The organism is Pedobacter sp. 05T44 (assembly GCF_056395985.1).
Window position 1 is genome coordinate 24,072 of sequence record NZ_JBFTKO010000027.1, and the last position, 15,287, is coordinate 39,358.

Genomic DNA, 15,287 nt, shown 5'->3' on the forward strand with positions numbered 1-15,287 from the left:
CAATGTGTGAATTAAGTGAGAGATTGCTTGCTTTTCTTTTTCCGTCCGCGCCAAATCAGGAAGCCGGTGATGGGTAGGCTGGCAGCAATCAAACTGGCTGCGAAGGCCATTATTTTTCCCGGAAGCCCCAATACTGCTCCTACATGAATGTCGTAGTTCATACGGGCGATCTTATCAGCTGCTGTCGCATTCTCAAGTTTACCATACATATGGTTTACCTCTATTTCTTGCAGTGTGTAACGGTCGTAAAACAGGTAGTCCGACTTCCAATAAGTGTCGGGATCAGGATTAATCGATATTTCTACTGCTGAGTTTTTAGCATGAGGGGGATGCACATCCATACTGCCTTCAAAWCCGGGTCTTTCGGTTCTTGCCTTTGCCCAAAGAATATCCTCTGCGGGTGCTTTACCCACAGCTGACGCAACTAATTTAGCATCAAGAGCGCTTTTTGAGATACTTTCTTCAAAAGGAATCATCTTCTTACCAGCTGAAGATACCCAGTAGACAGATTTAGCAAACCATTGAAAACCCATTACCAACCCAGAAAATGCTATAAAAATCAGCACCCATGTCATGTAAAAGCCAAATACATTGTGGAGGTCATAGTTTACCCTTCGCCATTTTGCATTCCATTTTACAGTAAAGCGTTTTTTGCTTGCAGCTTTATTTTTAGGCCACCAAAGTATCAATCCTGAAAATAATAAGAAAGTAAATAACAAGGTGGCAGTAGCGAGAATAGGCTGACCGATATTTGGAGGTAGCCAGAGATAATAGTGGCCCATTATCATGATCCTGAAAAAGTCCCAGGCCATATCTTTCACTTTCAAAACTTCACCTGAATATGGGTTTACATATACAGTCCAGTAATAATCTTCACCTTCTTTAAAGTAAGATACTATTGAGGCTCTTCCGTTTTGATATCCTATACTATGGGCTTCTTTACCAGGCAGTGCACGGTCTGCAATTTTCTTTATTTTGGAAGGAGGTAGCAGAGGCTCATTTCTTATCTCGGCATATCTGTAAGATTGTACTGTATCCTCTATTTCCCGCTGAAATGCCAGTATACAGCCTGTGATACCTAGAAAACATACAAATAGCCCGGATGTTAATCCGAGCCATAAGTGTATTCGTCCAATCCAGTATTTAAACCGGTATTTTTTGTTATTAATCATTAAAATTTATAGGCTATACTTAATCTATAATTTCTTGGAGATTCTGCCTGCCATGAATAAACTGCTTGTTCATAAGTTGGTGCGTTCCAATAATTGGTGTAATATGCTCCTGAATATAAATATTTATCCAGGATATTAAATACGTTTCCAGTGATTCTTAGATTTTTGTTTTCCCAGAAAAGTCCGGCGTCCAGCTTAAAATAATCAGGTAGATTCTGTTCTGAATTATCTCCGCTATACGTACCCATAGCTCTGCCTGCCAGATAGGTAAAGCCTGATGAAATACCTGTGCCTTTAAGAGCTCCCCTTTGTAAAGTATAACTTAACCAGGCATTAGAGGTATGTTTTGAAAAGCCGGGAACTACATCGCCAACAGCCATATCAGTTACACCATCTGCTACTTTGGTTACCTTGCCATCTGTATATGCATAATTGGCTATCAATTTCAAGCCAGTAAAGATCTCGCCTTTTAAGTCGAATTCTATACCCTGTGCTCTTTTTTCGCCAACAACTATGCTAAAGTTATCGCCAGCTCCATTGGAGGGGTCTGAAGCAAGTTCGTTCTGTTTAAGAATTCGGTATACAGATAAAGTAGTATTCCATTTTTCATCAAACCAATCCTTTTTAATACCAACTTCGTAATTGGTTCCGGTAATTGGATCAATACTTCCCCCATTACGTAAAAATCCAGTTTGKGGTATAAATGCTTCATCGTATACAGCATATATAGAAGTATTTTTGTCTACCGAGACGCTTAATCCCACACGCGGTGTGAAATGTTTTGCTTTGTCGGGACTTCCTCCCCATGCCGACTGGCTTACATAGGTATACCTTCCGGCAAGTGTTAAACGAATTCTGTTATCCAGAAAACCAAGTTCGTCTTGTAGATAACCGCTTAGGTATTTTTGGTCCATTAACCCACCTGCGGCAATTGCCCGGTCTTTCAAACTAGTTACTCTGTCAAATTCAGGATAGCCATTAGATGGAAAACCATAGTTAGGATTTTTTAAATCAAAAGGTGAAGATGGGAGATCCAAATCATGGGATTGACCCCAATCTGCCATATAGCTTTTTTTTCCTCCATCAAAGCCGGCTAAAATATTATGATTAATACCACCTGTTTTTACCTTTCCGTTGATAAAGAATTGGGCTAATTTCATGGTGCTTTCAGCATCCCAAATACCAACATTTCTAATTAGGGTGCTGTTGGCGTATACTGCAGATGGCCATGAACTATATCCATTTTGCAGGTATTTGGAATAGGCTACCTGTGCCGTTGCTTTCCAGTTGTTACTAAAGTTGTGTTGTAAATTAATAAAAGCACTATGATCGTTAATTCTGGTTGGAGGCACTCCCGGTTGGGTAAGTGTAAAATCACGGGGCAGGGTGGCGTAACCTTCAGGAGAGAAGATGTAAAACGAACCTACTTCCGTCATTTTTGCATTTTGCCATGCATATTCTGCAGTTAATTTAGTTTTATTGGATAACTGGTAGCTTAATGAAGGCGCAAAGGTGTAGCGGTCATTTTTCTCAAACGGTCTGAATGAGTCCTTTGTTTGAGCCGCGGCATTCAATCGGAACAACAACTTTCCATCATCGGTTAATTTCCTGTCAAAATCTATACTGGTTCTATATAGGTCAAAGCTGCCTGCGGTAAAAGAAACTTCTCCACGGTTGTTGCCCGTTGGTTTTTTGGTAACAACGTTATACATTCCACTTGGATCTCCATTACCTATCATAAAACCTGCTGGTCCTTTCACGAATTCAATATGATCTACCATACTCATATCCTCTGTAAGCGGTCCCCAGTATGATGCAACAAAGTTAAATCCATTTCGCATCGCTTGAATTTGTGAACCACGCATTGTGATATTGGTATACATGTCGCCCCAATGCTCTAGCCTTGCAGCTCCACTGACGTTCCTGAGTACTCCATCACTCATGCTAATTACTTGCTGATCAGCCAGGGCTAATGAGCTAACAATCTGAATGTTTTGCGGTATTTCTAACAATGGTTGGTTTAATCTTAAAGATGATGAGGGTTGATCTACTTTGTATCTTTTGGCATTTGTAGATATGTTTACCTCTTCCAGTGTGCTAAGGTCTTCTCTCAATACAAAATCAACTTTAGTACTTGTTGATTCTGTAACGTCTGCGGTTTTTTCTTGAGGACTTAAACCAACCGCTGAAACTCTTATGGTATATCTTCCAGGATTCACTTTGTTGATTTCATAATCACCCTTTTCATTCGTAGTTGCCCCAAACGGTGTCCCAATTAACTTAACAGATACAAATGCAGCATTGTGCCCATCTGATGTGGTGATCTTTCCGGTAATGCTGCCGGTTTGTTGGGCCATAGCATTAACTGAGAGAAACAACAGCGTTATAAGTACATTAAATACTCTAAAATTATTCATTTATTCTTTTGTTTGCTTATTTGGATTAATTCTAATTTGCTGCAAAGTAAGTGTCTAATATTTTATAATCAAAATTTATTTAGAATTAATCTAATCTGATTGGTTTTGTGGTTTTAAAAAATATCTTTAAAACGTTGGTTTAGGAGAAAAAATGAAATGTTTTGGAAGGAGCCTACCTTTGATAATCCCGAAGGGGTTAAAGAACCTATACTGCAAGCTAGTTAGATGGAAGAATAGGAAATAATTCCTGATTTACTATATTGCAATATTAATCGGGAATTAAATTAATGGAAAAAAAAGTTTCAATTAAGGATATCGCCAAATTATTGGGTATCTCAATCAGTACGGTTTCTTTTGTAGTAAATGGTAAAGCTAAAGAAAAAAGAATTAGTGAACCATTGACTAAGAAGGTTTTAGAACTCGTTGAAGAGCTGGGTTATAAGCCAGATGCTTTGGCAAAAAGTTTTCGTACTGGAAAAACCAATATTATCGGGTTTTTGGTTGATGATATTTCAGAGCCTTTTTTTTCCAGTATTGCACGACTTATAGATGAAAAGGCTTCACAAAAGGGCTATAAAATAATTTATAGCAGCACAAAAAATAATAAAACGAAAGCACAGGAATTGCTACAGATTTTTCAGGACCGACATGTTGATGGCTATATCATAGCTCTTCCTCATGGTTTGGAAGATGAAGTAAAGTTGCTGACGAAGAGTAGGAAACCAGTTGTTTTGTTTGACAGGTATTTCCCTGATATAAAAACTGATTATGTAATTATTAATAATCATCAAGGCACATGTAGCGCTGTTAAACACCTAAAAGATGGAGGGTATAAGAACATTGGATTTATTACTATTGATACAATTGAGCAACAGATGCTCGATCGTTTGAGTGGTTATGAAGATGCGGTTAAAGCAGAAGGGCTAAACTCATATGTTAAAAAACTTACTTATGCGCCTTCGAATGAATTAATTCAAGAGGTCGCTGATTATTTGAAAGAAGAAAAAAAGTTAGATGCAGTTATATGTGCTACTAATTATATCACTATGGCAAGCCTAAGAGCAATACAGAAATTGGGTTTAAAAATTCCTAAAGATATAGCTTTGCTTTCTTTTGACGATTTTGAACTACTTGAATTCTCTGCTCCTCCAATTACAGCAGTAGCCCAGCCACTTGAAAAAATCGCCGAAAATATCATGAAAATATTATTGAATAGACTGGATAATCAAAAAGGAGATCATGAATCTTATGAGGTAATATTACCTACAGTCTTAAACATCAGGGACTCAACTACAGTCAAATAATAACAATAGCTTCAGCGTTTATCCAAAAATTATATTTGGTTAAATTTATTAGAATGATTTTGGAACTAAATAAGATTTGGTAAATCTTTCCGATACAGGATAGTTTACTGAACTTTATGGGCTTTATTTTTTAAAAAGATCCTTCCGACTTTTGCGGGTATCAACCTAAACCGCAAAGGCTAATAAAAAATATAATTTTGGAGCAGGCCCATGTATTCTTCCGGATATTGTTTTAAATAGTGCTTCGGGTGCTGTTAAAAATTATAATAGAACAGGGTTAAGTATCCTTGAGATTTCTCACCGCTCATCAGAATTTGAAAATGTAATAAATGAATGCCAAAGTCTTGTAAGGGAGCTTTTAGAAGTGCCTGATGACTATAGTGTTCTGTTTTTACAAGGTGGTGCAAGCACACAGTTTTCTATGGTACCCATGTGCCTGATGCAACCTCACAAAAGGGCTGTTTATCTAGACACAGGATACTTTTCTCTAAAAGCCATTAAGGAGGCCAGTTTGTTCGGGCCTGTTCATATAGCAGCAAGCTCAAAAGGTAGTGACTATGACTTATATACCTTATGATTACCATATTCCTGCTGGCTCAGCGTATTTCTATTGTACATCAAATAATTCAATAGAAGGCACCGAGATTTTTGCTTTCCCTGAAACGGAGGTACCAATGGTATGTGATATGTCTTCCGATATTTTCAGCAGAGAAATTAATGTAGCAGATTTTGACTTGATCTATGCAGGCGCCCAACATGGGACCGGCTGGTTTAACATTGGTAATTGTTAAAAAAGCTTTGCTACAAGCAATTCAAAACCTAATTCCTTCCATGTCAGATTATCGCATATATGATAGTCATAATTCCATGTTTAATACGCCTCCTGTATTTTCTATTTATGTGGCAATGCTGAATTTACGCTGGTTAAAGGAAATGGGAGGTGTTAAACAAGCAGAACAAAAGAATATAGCAAAAGCAAATCTGCTTTATGATGCAATTGACCGTAGCAATTGTTTTTATGGATTGGCAGACAAGGCTGACAGATCAAGAATGAACATAACGTTCAAAATGTACAACAGGGAACGGGAAACTGAATTTTGCTGAAAGCAGGGGAGTAGTTGGAATTGGACGTTTTGGTTCTTTGGGTGGTTTTAGGGCTTCTCTTTACAATGCGATGGATATTTCGGGTGTTGAAGTTTTGGTGCATTGTATGAACGATTTTACAAACAAAGATCTATTTAGAAATTTTAAACTTAAACAAATATAAATGCAGTATGAGAAGATTAAAGATCACTCAATCAATCTTAAACAGGGATTCTAGAGAATTATCATGGTACTTAAATGAGATAAACAAAATCCCCTTATTAACTCCAGATGAAGAGGTAAGTCTTATAAAAAAAGTGAGAGAAAATGTGCCAGGAGCAAGGGATAAGGTGGTCGAGGCCAATCTCCGTTTTGTGGTTTCTATTGCAAAAGCCTTTCAGGGCAAAGGGCTTCCTTTGGTCGATTTGATTAGTGCCGGCAATATTGGACTTATATATGCTACAGAGAAATTTGATGAGACCCGTGGATTTAGGCTCATTTCTTATGCCGTTTGGTGGATTCGTCAGAGTATCTGGACATATTTACAAGAAAGTAATCGTATAGTAAGGTTGCCTGGTAACAAAATTTTAAACTTACTGAAGATTAATAATGCAAATAATTACTTTGAGCAAAAAAATGAAAGGTTGCCTACTTATGAGGAGCTTAGTGAAGAACTTGGTATTTCTGAAGACAAAATAACGGATTGTATATTGGATTCACAAAAGACCCATTCTCTTGATATGGTAATAAATGATGAAACAGGTTATACTTTAATGGATACTATTGCAGATGAGAATTCACCCGCTACAGATGCCTCGCTGATCCACGAATCTTTTCAATATGATATAGAGCGATTACTTAAGATATTACCTTCCAGACAACACATGATACTAAAAATGTTTTTTGGAATAGGCCAAACTGTTCATACTCTTGAAGACATATCAATTTTTTTAAACCGTTGTAAAGAGAGGGTCCGACAGCTAAAAGATGAAGTTTTAATGTTTATACGTATTTATTTAAGAAACAACMCTTCTTATCGCTTTTAAATAAAAAACCGCCTGTTAATAAACAGACGGCTAGACAAAACTATTGAACCTAATTAATTGCCTTATTTTTTATTTTCAGCTGCTTTTGGGGCAACAGCTGTAGAGGTTTTTTTAACAGCGGCTTTTTTATGTGATTTAGTTTTGTGGGCTACAGGTTTTTGAGCAGCAGCAGTTGTTTGAGTAGCTGGTTTTTGAGCAGCAGGAGTTTGTGCAAATGCGCCAAAAGTTGTTGCAACTAATGCTAACGCTAAGATTGTTCTTTTCATATCTAAAATTATTTTGTGTTAATTGTTAGATCAAAGTTGCAAAGCAAACATGAAGATTTAATGAAGATAGATAAAGGCTAAAAATGGAAGATAAGTTCGACCGTAGTGCCTTTATCTTTTTCAGATTTGATATCTATTATAATCTGATGAAATGCCGCTATACTTTTTGCAATAGCCAGACCCAGACCATAGCTGTCCTCCTTTTTTGATTCGAATTTTTCGAAACGAACAAAGGCATCTTTCACTTCATCAAGGTTCATTCCCTGACCAGTGTCGGCAATGTAAAGATGGAAACCATCACTTTCTTTATTGCCATATATGTTTATCACACCCGATGGAACATTGTATTTAATGGCATTGCTAACCAAATTACTTATTAAAGTGTGGAGCAGTGAACGATTTCCGGTAAAAGTATAATCTTCAGGAAGATTGATGTTTAGTGTTAAACTCATCATCAAAAGCCTATGTTCTAATTCCTCATATACTTCGGCTACTGTATCTCTTATAGAAATAAGATCCGGCTTGTTAAACTGATTGTTTTCAACTTTAGAAATTAACAACAAGCTGTTTATAATTGATTTCAGACGACTTAGGGTTTTAAGGCAGGCAAATAATTTGTTTTCACCCTCTGGAGATAGCTTTTCATCGTTCAGTAAATTTTCTAGTCGGGTATTTAAAACTGAAATCGGCGTAAGTAATTCATGAGAAACATTGGCAATAAATTCCTTTTCTGTTAAAAATAAGGTTGCAATTTTATTCATTAATATGCTGATACTATTATCTAGTATTTTGAAATCTTCTGTTGTGGTTTTTATTGGTTCATAATTGAAGTTGATTGGGTCATTTACCCGGTTTAGCTTCTGATCTATAATCCGATAAAAAGGAGCTAGTAAAAATTGGGTGAAAGCCAGGTCAGTTATTAATGTTAAGATAACTGCAGCAAGAAGTATAAAAAATGTAAAAACTGAAATGGTATGTTCTAATTGGTATACCGTTGCCATGGTCTCGCCCAATTCGAGTTCATATCTTGTCCCTTCAAAAACCAGGTCTGTAGTAAGGATCTGATACTCCTCTTCACTATCTTCTATACTGCGTATTTCTTGGCTAAAGTGATTTTTAAGGGGTTTGTTGTCTTGTTTAATTTCTTTTAGAATGATGTATTCTTCCTTAAGTAGGTTGTAATCGGTAAAGGTTTTTTGTTGTGTGAGTAAGTCATTGATCTCTCCAGTTGAGAGGTTTGATACAAATTTAGCTTTCTTCTGAATCAAACGCTGCTGAAGGTGTTTTACCGAGATATGAWTAATAGATACCAGTATTAATATCCCCAGAAAGGTAATAATAGCGATCTTGGTTAGCGTGTTATATAAGGCAAGCTTAAATTGTAGTTTCATAATTGGATTAACTATATGAAATTACGCATTAGAAGTTGATTCTGTATCCGATACTTCTAACTGTTTCAAACCAGTTAATGGATGAATGAGCCGATAGTTTTTTACGTAGATTTTTAACATGTACATCAACAAAGTTTGAATCTGAATTAATTTCCAGAATATCACCCCAAACATGTTCTGTAAGATTTACTCTTGAAATTACTCTGTTTTTATTTAACACCAGGTAATTGAAAATTTCAAATTCCTTATTTGTCAAATTAACCTTTTCTCCATTAAAACAAACTTCATGGTTTTTAATGTCCAGGGTAAATTTGTGAACATTTATCTCATTCATTTCGAGTTTGTGCTTACGCCTTATAATGGCATGCATTCTAGCCAATAGTTCTGTTAAAGAGAAAGGTTTTGCCAGATAGTCATCGGCTCCAGCCTCTAAGCCCTTAATCCGATCATCAACATCGCCACGTGCGGTAAGTATAATCACGGCATCATCACGACCACCGATTTGTTTTAACTGATGTAGCAACTCGAAGCCATCGCCACCTGGCAACCCCAGGTCAAGTAAAATGAAGTCGTAAGAATTTACAAAGATCTTTTCTTCAGCTGATGACTTTTTCCAGGCATGTTCAATGGTGTATCCTTCTTTGCCAAGGAATTCGGCCATTTCCAGTGCTAATGTTTTTTCATCTTCAACAATAAGTATTTTCATTTCTAATATGCTAAAAACCTTCATGAGTTTATTATTCTAAAATAATAAACTCATGAAGGTTTCTGTAATATTAATCAATTAGATTTCTATTTCCAACCGCCTCCAAGGGCTCTGTATAAATTAACAATTGATTGAAGTTTCTGAAGACGATCATTTATACCATTCAATTGCGCAGCTAACAAGCTCTGCTCAGAGGTTAAAACGTCTGTGTAGTTGGTTGCCGAGCTATAACGAAGCAACTCTTTTGTGTAATCTACAGCTTTGGTAAGAGATGCAATTTGCTTTGCCCTGGTTGTTTCTTTTTCAGATGCCGTTTGGTAAGCAAATAACGCATTTGAAACCTCCTGTCCGCTAGTTAAAAGCGTTTGTTGAAAGCCATAAAATGCTTGCTGTTGCTGTGCCTGAGCAGTTTTCAATCTTGCTTTATTTTGTCCTTTATTGAAGATAGGTTGTGTAATGCCCCCAATTAGGTTATAAAATATAGACTGGTCAAAGAAATTTTTCAGGTCAAGGCTTGATAATCCACCATTAGCAGTTAATGTTAAAGCAGGGTAGAAGTATGTTTTTGCTGTATTCGTATTTTCAAATGCTGCTCTAAAAGCAAATTCAGCCGCCTGGACATCTGGTCTATTTTGTAATAACTGTGAAGATACACCTGTCTCCAAAGCATTATATGGCTGTTGCTCATCTAAAGTAGTACGGTCAATAGTTCCAGGTCCTTTTCCTAAAAGTATGCTAAGTGCATTTTCTGTCTCTTTGATACTCTTTTTAAGATCTGGAATGGTAACCTGCGCCGCATATAAATTTGCTTCACTTTGTACAACTGCTGCTCCATTAACTATTGCACCTTCTTTTAAAGATTTCATAGTTTCTACATCAGTTTCTCTAATTTTTACAGTTTGCTCTGTAATAGCTAATTGTTTATCCAGTGCAAGTAAGTTGTAATAAGTGTTTGCAATATTAGCAATTAGCTGTGTTTGCACTGCCCTTTTTGCCGCATCTGTTTGGAGTAAAGAAGCATATGCTGATCTTTTAGCACTACTCAGTTTACCCCAGATATCAGCTTCCCAGCTTGTACTCAATTGTGCTTTATAGGTTTGCGTTTCTGTATTGATATTTATTCCTGGAGGGAAGTTTAATGCCGCTCTGGATTGTTTAGCATCGGTAACAGATAAATCGCCACTTAGACTCGGTAAAAAAGCAGCTTTACTTTGTCTTAATGTAGCTTCAGCAATTTTAATACGTTCAACAGCCTGCTTTAAATCAAGGTTTTCATTTAATCCCTGTTGAATTAAAGTTTGTAAAGTGCCATCAGCGAATAAAGTTTTCCAGGGCAAATTGGCAATGGTCGCAGTATCGGTTCCGGTTTTGTCGCGGTATAGATCATTGCTGTTTACGGCCGGGCGTTCGTATTTTTTAGTTACACAGGCGGTTAAACAGAGTGTGGCAAAACCGATGATTATATAAGATTTATATCTAAAGTTCATGTGATTAAATTTAATGTTCACGGGTATCTACTGCCGGGAATTCAATTTCCGCTTGTTCTTTAACAATACCCTCTTCAAAAGGAGATTTGTTACTTACTTTTTCTTGCAAGGTTTGAAAAATGATAAATAGTGCAGGAATAACAAATATTCCAAATATTGTCCCTATAAGCATTCCTCCAACGGCACCGGTACCAATAGATTTATTACCTGCAGCTCCAACTCCTGTTGAAAGCATTAAAGGTAATAGCCCAAGAATAAAGGCAAATGATGTCATTAAAATAGGACGTAAACGTGCAGTTGCACCATTAATAGCCGAATTTACTATGCTCATGCCTTTTCTTCTTCTGTCTACAGCAAATTCGACAATCAAAATTGCATTTTTAGCCAAGAGGCCCACAAGCATGATCAAGGTGATTTGCGTGTAAATGTTATTATCGATTCCGAAAATCTTATCAAAGATAAATACACCAGCTAAACCTATAGGAAGCGAAATTAGAACAGCAAGAGGTAGGATGTAACTCTCGTATTGCGCACAAAGTAAAAAGTAAACGAACACAACACATAGAAGGAATATAAAAATGGTTTGACTACCACTTGACATCTCTTCACGAGATAATCCTGAAAATTCGTAGCCATAACCCACCGGTAGGTGTATTGCCGCTTCTTCTTGTACGGCTTTTAATGCATCACCAGAACTATATCCATTGTTTGGGTTTCCGGTTACAGCAATAGATGTAAATAAGTTAAAGCGGGAAATTGCCTGAGGACCATAAACCTTAGTTAAGGTTATGAATTCACTAACGGGTGCCATTTTGCCGCTTGCATTTCTTACATATATGTTATTTAAGCTAGCCTGATTTGCCCTGTATTGCGCATCAGCCTGGAACATAACACGGTATTGTTTTCCGTATTTGTTGAAGTTGGATGCATAAACACCACCATAGTATCCCTGTAGAACACTTAAAACATCGGTAACAGTTAGTCCAGCCTGTTTTACCGTGGCTACATTAACATCAATTTGATATTGAGGGAAATTAGGGTTAAAGGAAGTAGATGCATATTGAATTTCAGGTCGTTTGCTAAGGGCAGCAAGGAAATCGTTTCCTATGGTATTGAACTTATTAATATCACCACCAGTTTTATCTTGTAACTGAAACTCAAAACCTCCACTGGTACCAAAACCTTGAATTGTTGGCGGTGCAAAGAAAATGATTTTTGCGCCTTTGATACTTGCTGTTTTAGCAAATAATTCACCAATAATCTGCTTTACGTCACGAGTTCTTTCATTCCAGGGTTTAAGTCTTGAAATTACCATGCCATAAGAACTTCCGGATCCACTAATCATACTTCTACCCACTACTCTAATGGAGTTTTTAACCTCTGGAACTGCGTGAACTATACTGTCAATTTGTGCAATAACCTCGTTTGTGCGTTCCTGTGAAGTAGAAGCTGGTAATGAAATATCAGACATAATGGTACCTAAATCCTCATTCGGAACAAATCCTTTAGGGGTAGTGTTCATTGTCCAAATTAAAACTACTGTGAATATAGCGATGCCTAAACCAGCAATCCATTTCCTTCTGGCAAGAAATTTAACAGATCTTTTGTATCTGTTAGTCATCATGTCGAATGATGTATTAAAACCTACATAGAATTTTTGAAGGAAACTTTTCTTCTTCTCATGATCTTCTTCGTGCGGTTTTAAAAACAGCGCACACAAAGCAGGGCTCAATGTTAATGCATTAATTGCTGATAATATAATTGCAATGGCAAGGGTTAAACCAAATTGTTTGTAGAATACCCCCGAAGACCCCTGGATAAAACTTACCGGAATAAAAACAGCAGCCATAACCAATGTGATGGATATGATTGCTCCCGTGATATCCTCCATGGCATCAATAGTAGCCTTTTTGGCCGATTTATAACCATGATCGAGTTTAGCATGGACCGCTTCAACTACTACAATGGCATCATCCACAACAATACCAATGGCAAGAACCAGAGCAAAGAGTGTTAATAGATTTATTGTAAAGCCAAAAAGATTTAAGAAAAAGAATGTACCAATAATAGCCACCGGAACACTAATTGCGGGAATTAGAGTCGATCGGAAATCCTGAAGAAATATAAATACAACTAAAAACACGAGTATAAATGCTTCAACAAGTGTATGTATTACTTTTTCAATTGATGCATCTAGAAAATCATTAACATTTACAAGTGGTGCATAATGAACGCCTTTTGGAAAGTTAACCGATGCATCGTCCAAAACCTTTATTGCACCTTCAATAACATCTTTTGCATTCGATCCTGCGGTTTGGTTTATAGCAATACCAAGTGCAGGCTTCCCATCAAACCTTACTGAACTGGCATAACTTTGAGCTCCTAATTCAATTCTTGCAATATCCTTAAGACGTAATACTTGTCCATTTGCCGCAGTCCTGATAATGATATTACTAAACTCGCTCTCACTTTTTAAGCGCCCTGAATATTTTAATGTATATTGAAATGCCTGATTGCCTTGTTCTCCAAATTGGCCCGGTGCTGCTTCAACATTTTGTTCAGCAAGCACTACATTAATATCATTCGGCACTAAGCCATAGGTTGCCATAACTTCTGGCTTAAGCCAGATTCGCATGGTATAATCCATTAAACCAAAAGCATTCGCATCACCAACACCATTGATACGCTTAATTTGGGGTATTAAGTTAATGTTGGCGTAGTTTTGAAGAAATGTCTGGTCATAGGATGGATTATCACTATAAATACCGAAAATCAAAACGTTACTTGCTTGTTTTTTTGCAGTTATTACGCCTGAACGTGTAACCTCAGCAGGTAATAAACTGGTAGCTCTTGATACACGGTTCTGAACATTTACAGCTGCCAGATCCGGATTTGTACCCAGTTTAAAGTTTACTGTAATTGTTGCTGTACCATCATTACTGGCTGTTGAGGTCATATAGGTCATATCCTCAACACCGTTAATCTGTTCCTCAAGCGGAACAACAACACTGTTCATCACAACATCAGCATTCGCACCCTGATAGGATGCAGATACCTGAACTGTTGGTGGGGCAATTTCTGGATATTGAGATACAGGTAAAGTAATTAAACCTAATACCCCCAATATTACAATTATAATGGATATAACTGTTGATAAAACAGGTCTCTCTATAAATTTCTTAAACATATATTCTATTTCAACCGGTTATTGCCGGATTGGATAAACTGTTATTTATTTTTTAAGATCAGCGAATACTGAATCTGCACTTTTCTCTTCCGGTTTAATCTCTGCACCGTCCTTTAAAAATTGAAAACCTTCAAGTACAATCTTATCTCCGGCTTTAAGGCCTTTGGTAACTACATAGAAATTGCCTTTTGCATTTTCCATAATTTCGATCTCCGTATTTTTAATGATCCCCTTGTCATCAACAACAAATACAAACTTTTTTCCTTGTAAATCAGTAGTTGATTTTTGAGGAATAAGAATGGCATTTTCCAGATGCTGAGGTATACGTACCGATGCGCTGGCACCGCTTCTTAAGAGTTTAGAAGGGTTTGAGAATGTGGCTCTCAAGCTTGCTGAACCAGTGTTGGTATTTATTAAGCCATTTATAGACTCAATTTTTCCATTCTCAGCATAGGCACTTCCATCAGCTAATATCAACGATACTGCAGGAATGTTTTTCATTTGTGCCTCAAGTGTTGCGCCTTTATAATTCCTCGAAAAGTCAAGAAGTTGTTTCTCATTTAAAGAGAAATAAGCATAAACTTTTGAAATATTTGATACAGTGGTTAGCGGTTCTGCACTGCTGCCACTTACAAGGCTACCGGTTTTAAAAGGTATACTACCAATTACACCGTCAACGGGACTGGTAATTGTAGTGTAACCAAGGTTTACCTTTGCATTTACTAGTTCAGCTCTCGTTTGAGCTAATGCAGCTTTTCTACTTTGAAGTGTAAGTTGAGCAGCATCTAGATCATACTTACTAATAATATCTTTCTCAACTAAGGGCTTTGTTTTGTTTACTTGTAGCTGTGCTGCATTTACATCAGCTTCGGCACTACTGATTGCTGCGGTTGCAGTTCTAACCAGTTGTTCATATTGTGGCGCATTAATGCTAAAAAGTCGCTGACCTTTCTTTACTACAGCACCTTCATCTACGTAAATTTTCTCAATAAAGCCATCGACCTTTGGTCTGATGTCTACATTTTGAATACCTTCAATTGTTGCAGGGTAGTCTGTTTCCAAGGATGTAGATTGAGCGGTTAATGCAACAACAGGGTAGGCCTGTACCTGATTTGCCGCTCCGGCATCCTTTTTCTTATCATTACTTCCACAAGAACTAATGATTAATAAAACTGGTAATAAAAAATAAATAGATTGGAACTTTGTTTTCATTCTTGTAGCAGGTTTT

At 37.0% G+C, this 15,287-nt stretch carries 12 protein-coding genes and 1 pseudogene; 5 read left to right on the top strand and 8 right to left on the bottom strand.

Going from position 1 to position 15,287, the window contains the following annotated elements:
• Positions 1-11 precede the first annotated feature (11 nt).
• Positions 12-1,172, bottom strand: coding sequence for a PepSY-associated TM helix domain-containing protein (locus AC1DDK_RS24735; protein ID WP_288883759.1), 1,161 nt, complete (start codon positions 1,170-1,172; stop codon positions 12-14).
• Positions 1,172-3,589 (bottom strand): TonB-dependent receptor, encoded by a 2,418-nt coding sequence (locus AC1DDK_RS24740; protein ID WP_172659296.1) that lies wholly within the window; start codon positions 3,587-3,589, stop codon positions 1,172-1,174. The genes AC1DDK_RS24735 and AC1DDK_RS24740 overlap by 1 nt, the downstream gene beginning before the upstream one ends.
• 287 nt (positions 3,590-3,876) lie before the next feature.
• Here AC1DDK_RS24740 and AC1DDK_RS24745 point away from each other — a divergent pair, with 287 nt between their 5' ends.
• The 5 genes and pseudogenes from AC1DDK_RS24745 to AC1DDK_RS24765 all read left to right on the top strand — a co-directional run bounded on the left by AC1DDK_RS24745 (position 3,877) and on the right by AC1DDK_RS24765 (position 7,022).
• The gene (locus AC1DDK_RS24745; protein WP_172659297.1) at positions 3,877-4,893 is read left to right on the top strand and encodes a LacI family DNA-binding transcriptional regulator; all 1,017 of its coding nucleotides are present in this window, start codon (positions 3,877-3,879) and stop codon (positions 4,891-4,893) included.
• Positions 4,894-5,095: 202 nt separating this feature from the next.
• A pseudogene (locus AC1DDK_RS24750) lies at positions 5,096-5,470 on the top strand (aminotransferase class V-fold PLP-dependent enzyme); the annotation flags it as partial.
• Positions 5,451-5,684: a hypothetical protein gene (locus AC1DDK_RS24755; RefSeq protein WP_337718265.1), complete on the top strand. Its 234-nt coding sequence runs from the start codon at positions 5,451-5,453 to the stop codon at positions 5,682-5,684. The pseudogene AC1DDK_RS24750 and the gene AC1DDK_RS24755, both read left to right, overlap by 20 nt.
• Positions 5,650-5,997: an aminotransferase class V-fold PLP-dependent enzyme gene (locus AC1DDK_RS24760; protein ID WP_337718269.1), complete on the top strand. Its 348-nt coding sequence runs from the start codon at positions 5,650-5,652 to the stop codon at positions 5,995-5,997. Before AC1DDK_RS24755 ends, AC1DDK_RS24760 begins: the two co-directional genes overlap by 35 nt.
• 170 nt (positions 5,998-6,167) lie before the next feature.
• Positions 6,168-7,022 (top strand): sigma-70 family RNA polymerase sigma factor, encoded by an 855-nt coding sequence (locus AC1DDK_RS24765; RefSeq protein ID WP_477634145.1) that lies wholly within the window; start codon positions 6,168-6,170, stop codon positions 7,020-7,022.
• Between the two features lie 62 nt (positions 7,023-7,084).
• Here AC1DDK_RS24765 and AC1DDK_RS24770 read toward each other — a convergent pair whose 3' ends face one another.
• The 6 genes from AC1DDK_RS24770 to AC1DDK_RS24795 all read right to left on the bottom strand — a co-directional run bounded on the left by AC1DDK_RS24770 (position 7,085) and on the right by AC1DDK_RS24795 (position 15,271).
• Positions 7,085-7,288 carry a hypothetical protein gene (locus AC1DDK_RS24770; RefSeq protein WP_172659299.1) on the bottom strand — a complete coding sequence of 68 codons (204 nt, stop codon included), beginning with the start codon at positions 7,286-7,288 and terminating at the stop codon, positions 7,085-7,087.
• 77 nt (positions 7,289-7,365) lie between these two features.
• The gene (locus AC1DDK_RS24775) at positions 7,366-8,679 is read right to left on the bottom strand and encodes a sensor histidine kinase (RefSeq protein WP_477634146.1); all 1,314 of its coding nucleotides are present in this window, start codon (positions 8,677-8,679) and stop codon (positions 7,366-7,368) included.
• 28 nt (positions 8,680-8,707) lie between these two features.
• Positions 8,708-9,385 (bottom strand): response regulator transcription factor, encoded by a 678-nt coding sequence (locus tag AC1DDK_RS24780; protein ID WP_172659301.1) that lies wholly within the window; start codon positions 9,383-9,385, stop codon positions 8,708-8,710.
• Positions 9,386-9,471: 86 nt separating this feature from the next.
• Positions 9,472-10,872, bottom strand: a complete 1,401-nt coding sequence (locus tag AC1DDK_RS24785) for an efflux transporter outer membrane subunit (RefSeq protein WP_172659302.1) — start codon at positions 10,870-10,872, stop codon at positions 9,472-9,474.
• 10 nt (positions 10,873-10,882) lie between these two features.
• On the bottom strand, positions 10,883-14,059 hold the full coding sequence (locus AC1DDK_RS24790) for an efflux RND transporter permease subunit (RefSeq protein WP_172659303.1): 3,177 nt from the start codon (positions 14,057-14,059) through the stop codon (positions 10,883-10,885).
• A 45-nt stretch (positions 14,060-14,104) separates the two neighbouring features.
• Positions 14,105-15,271, bottom strand: a complete 1,167-nt coding sequence (locus tag AC1DDK_RS24795; RefSeq protein ID WP_477634147.1) for an efflux RND transporter periplasmic adaptor subunit — start codon at positions 15,269-15,271, stop codon at positions 14,105-14,107.
• Positions 15,272-15,287 lie beyond the last annotated feature (16 nt).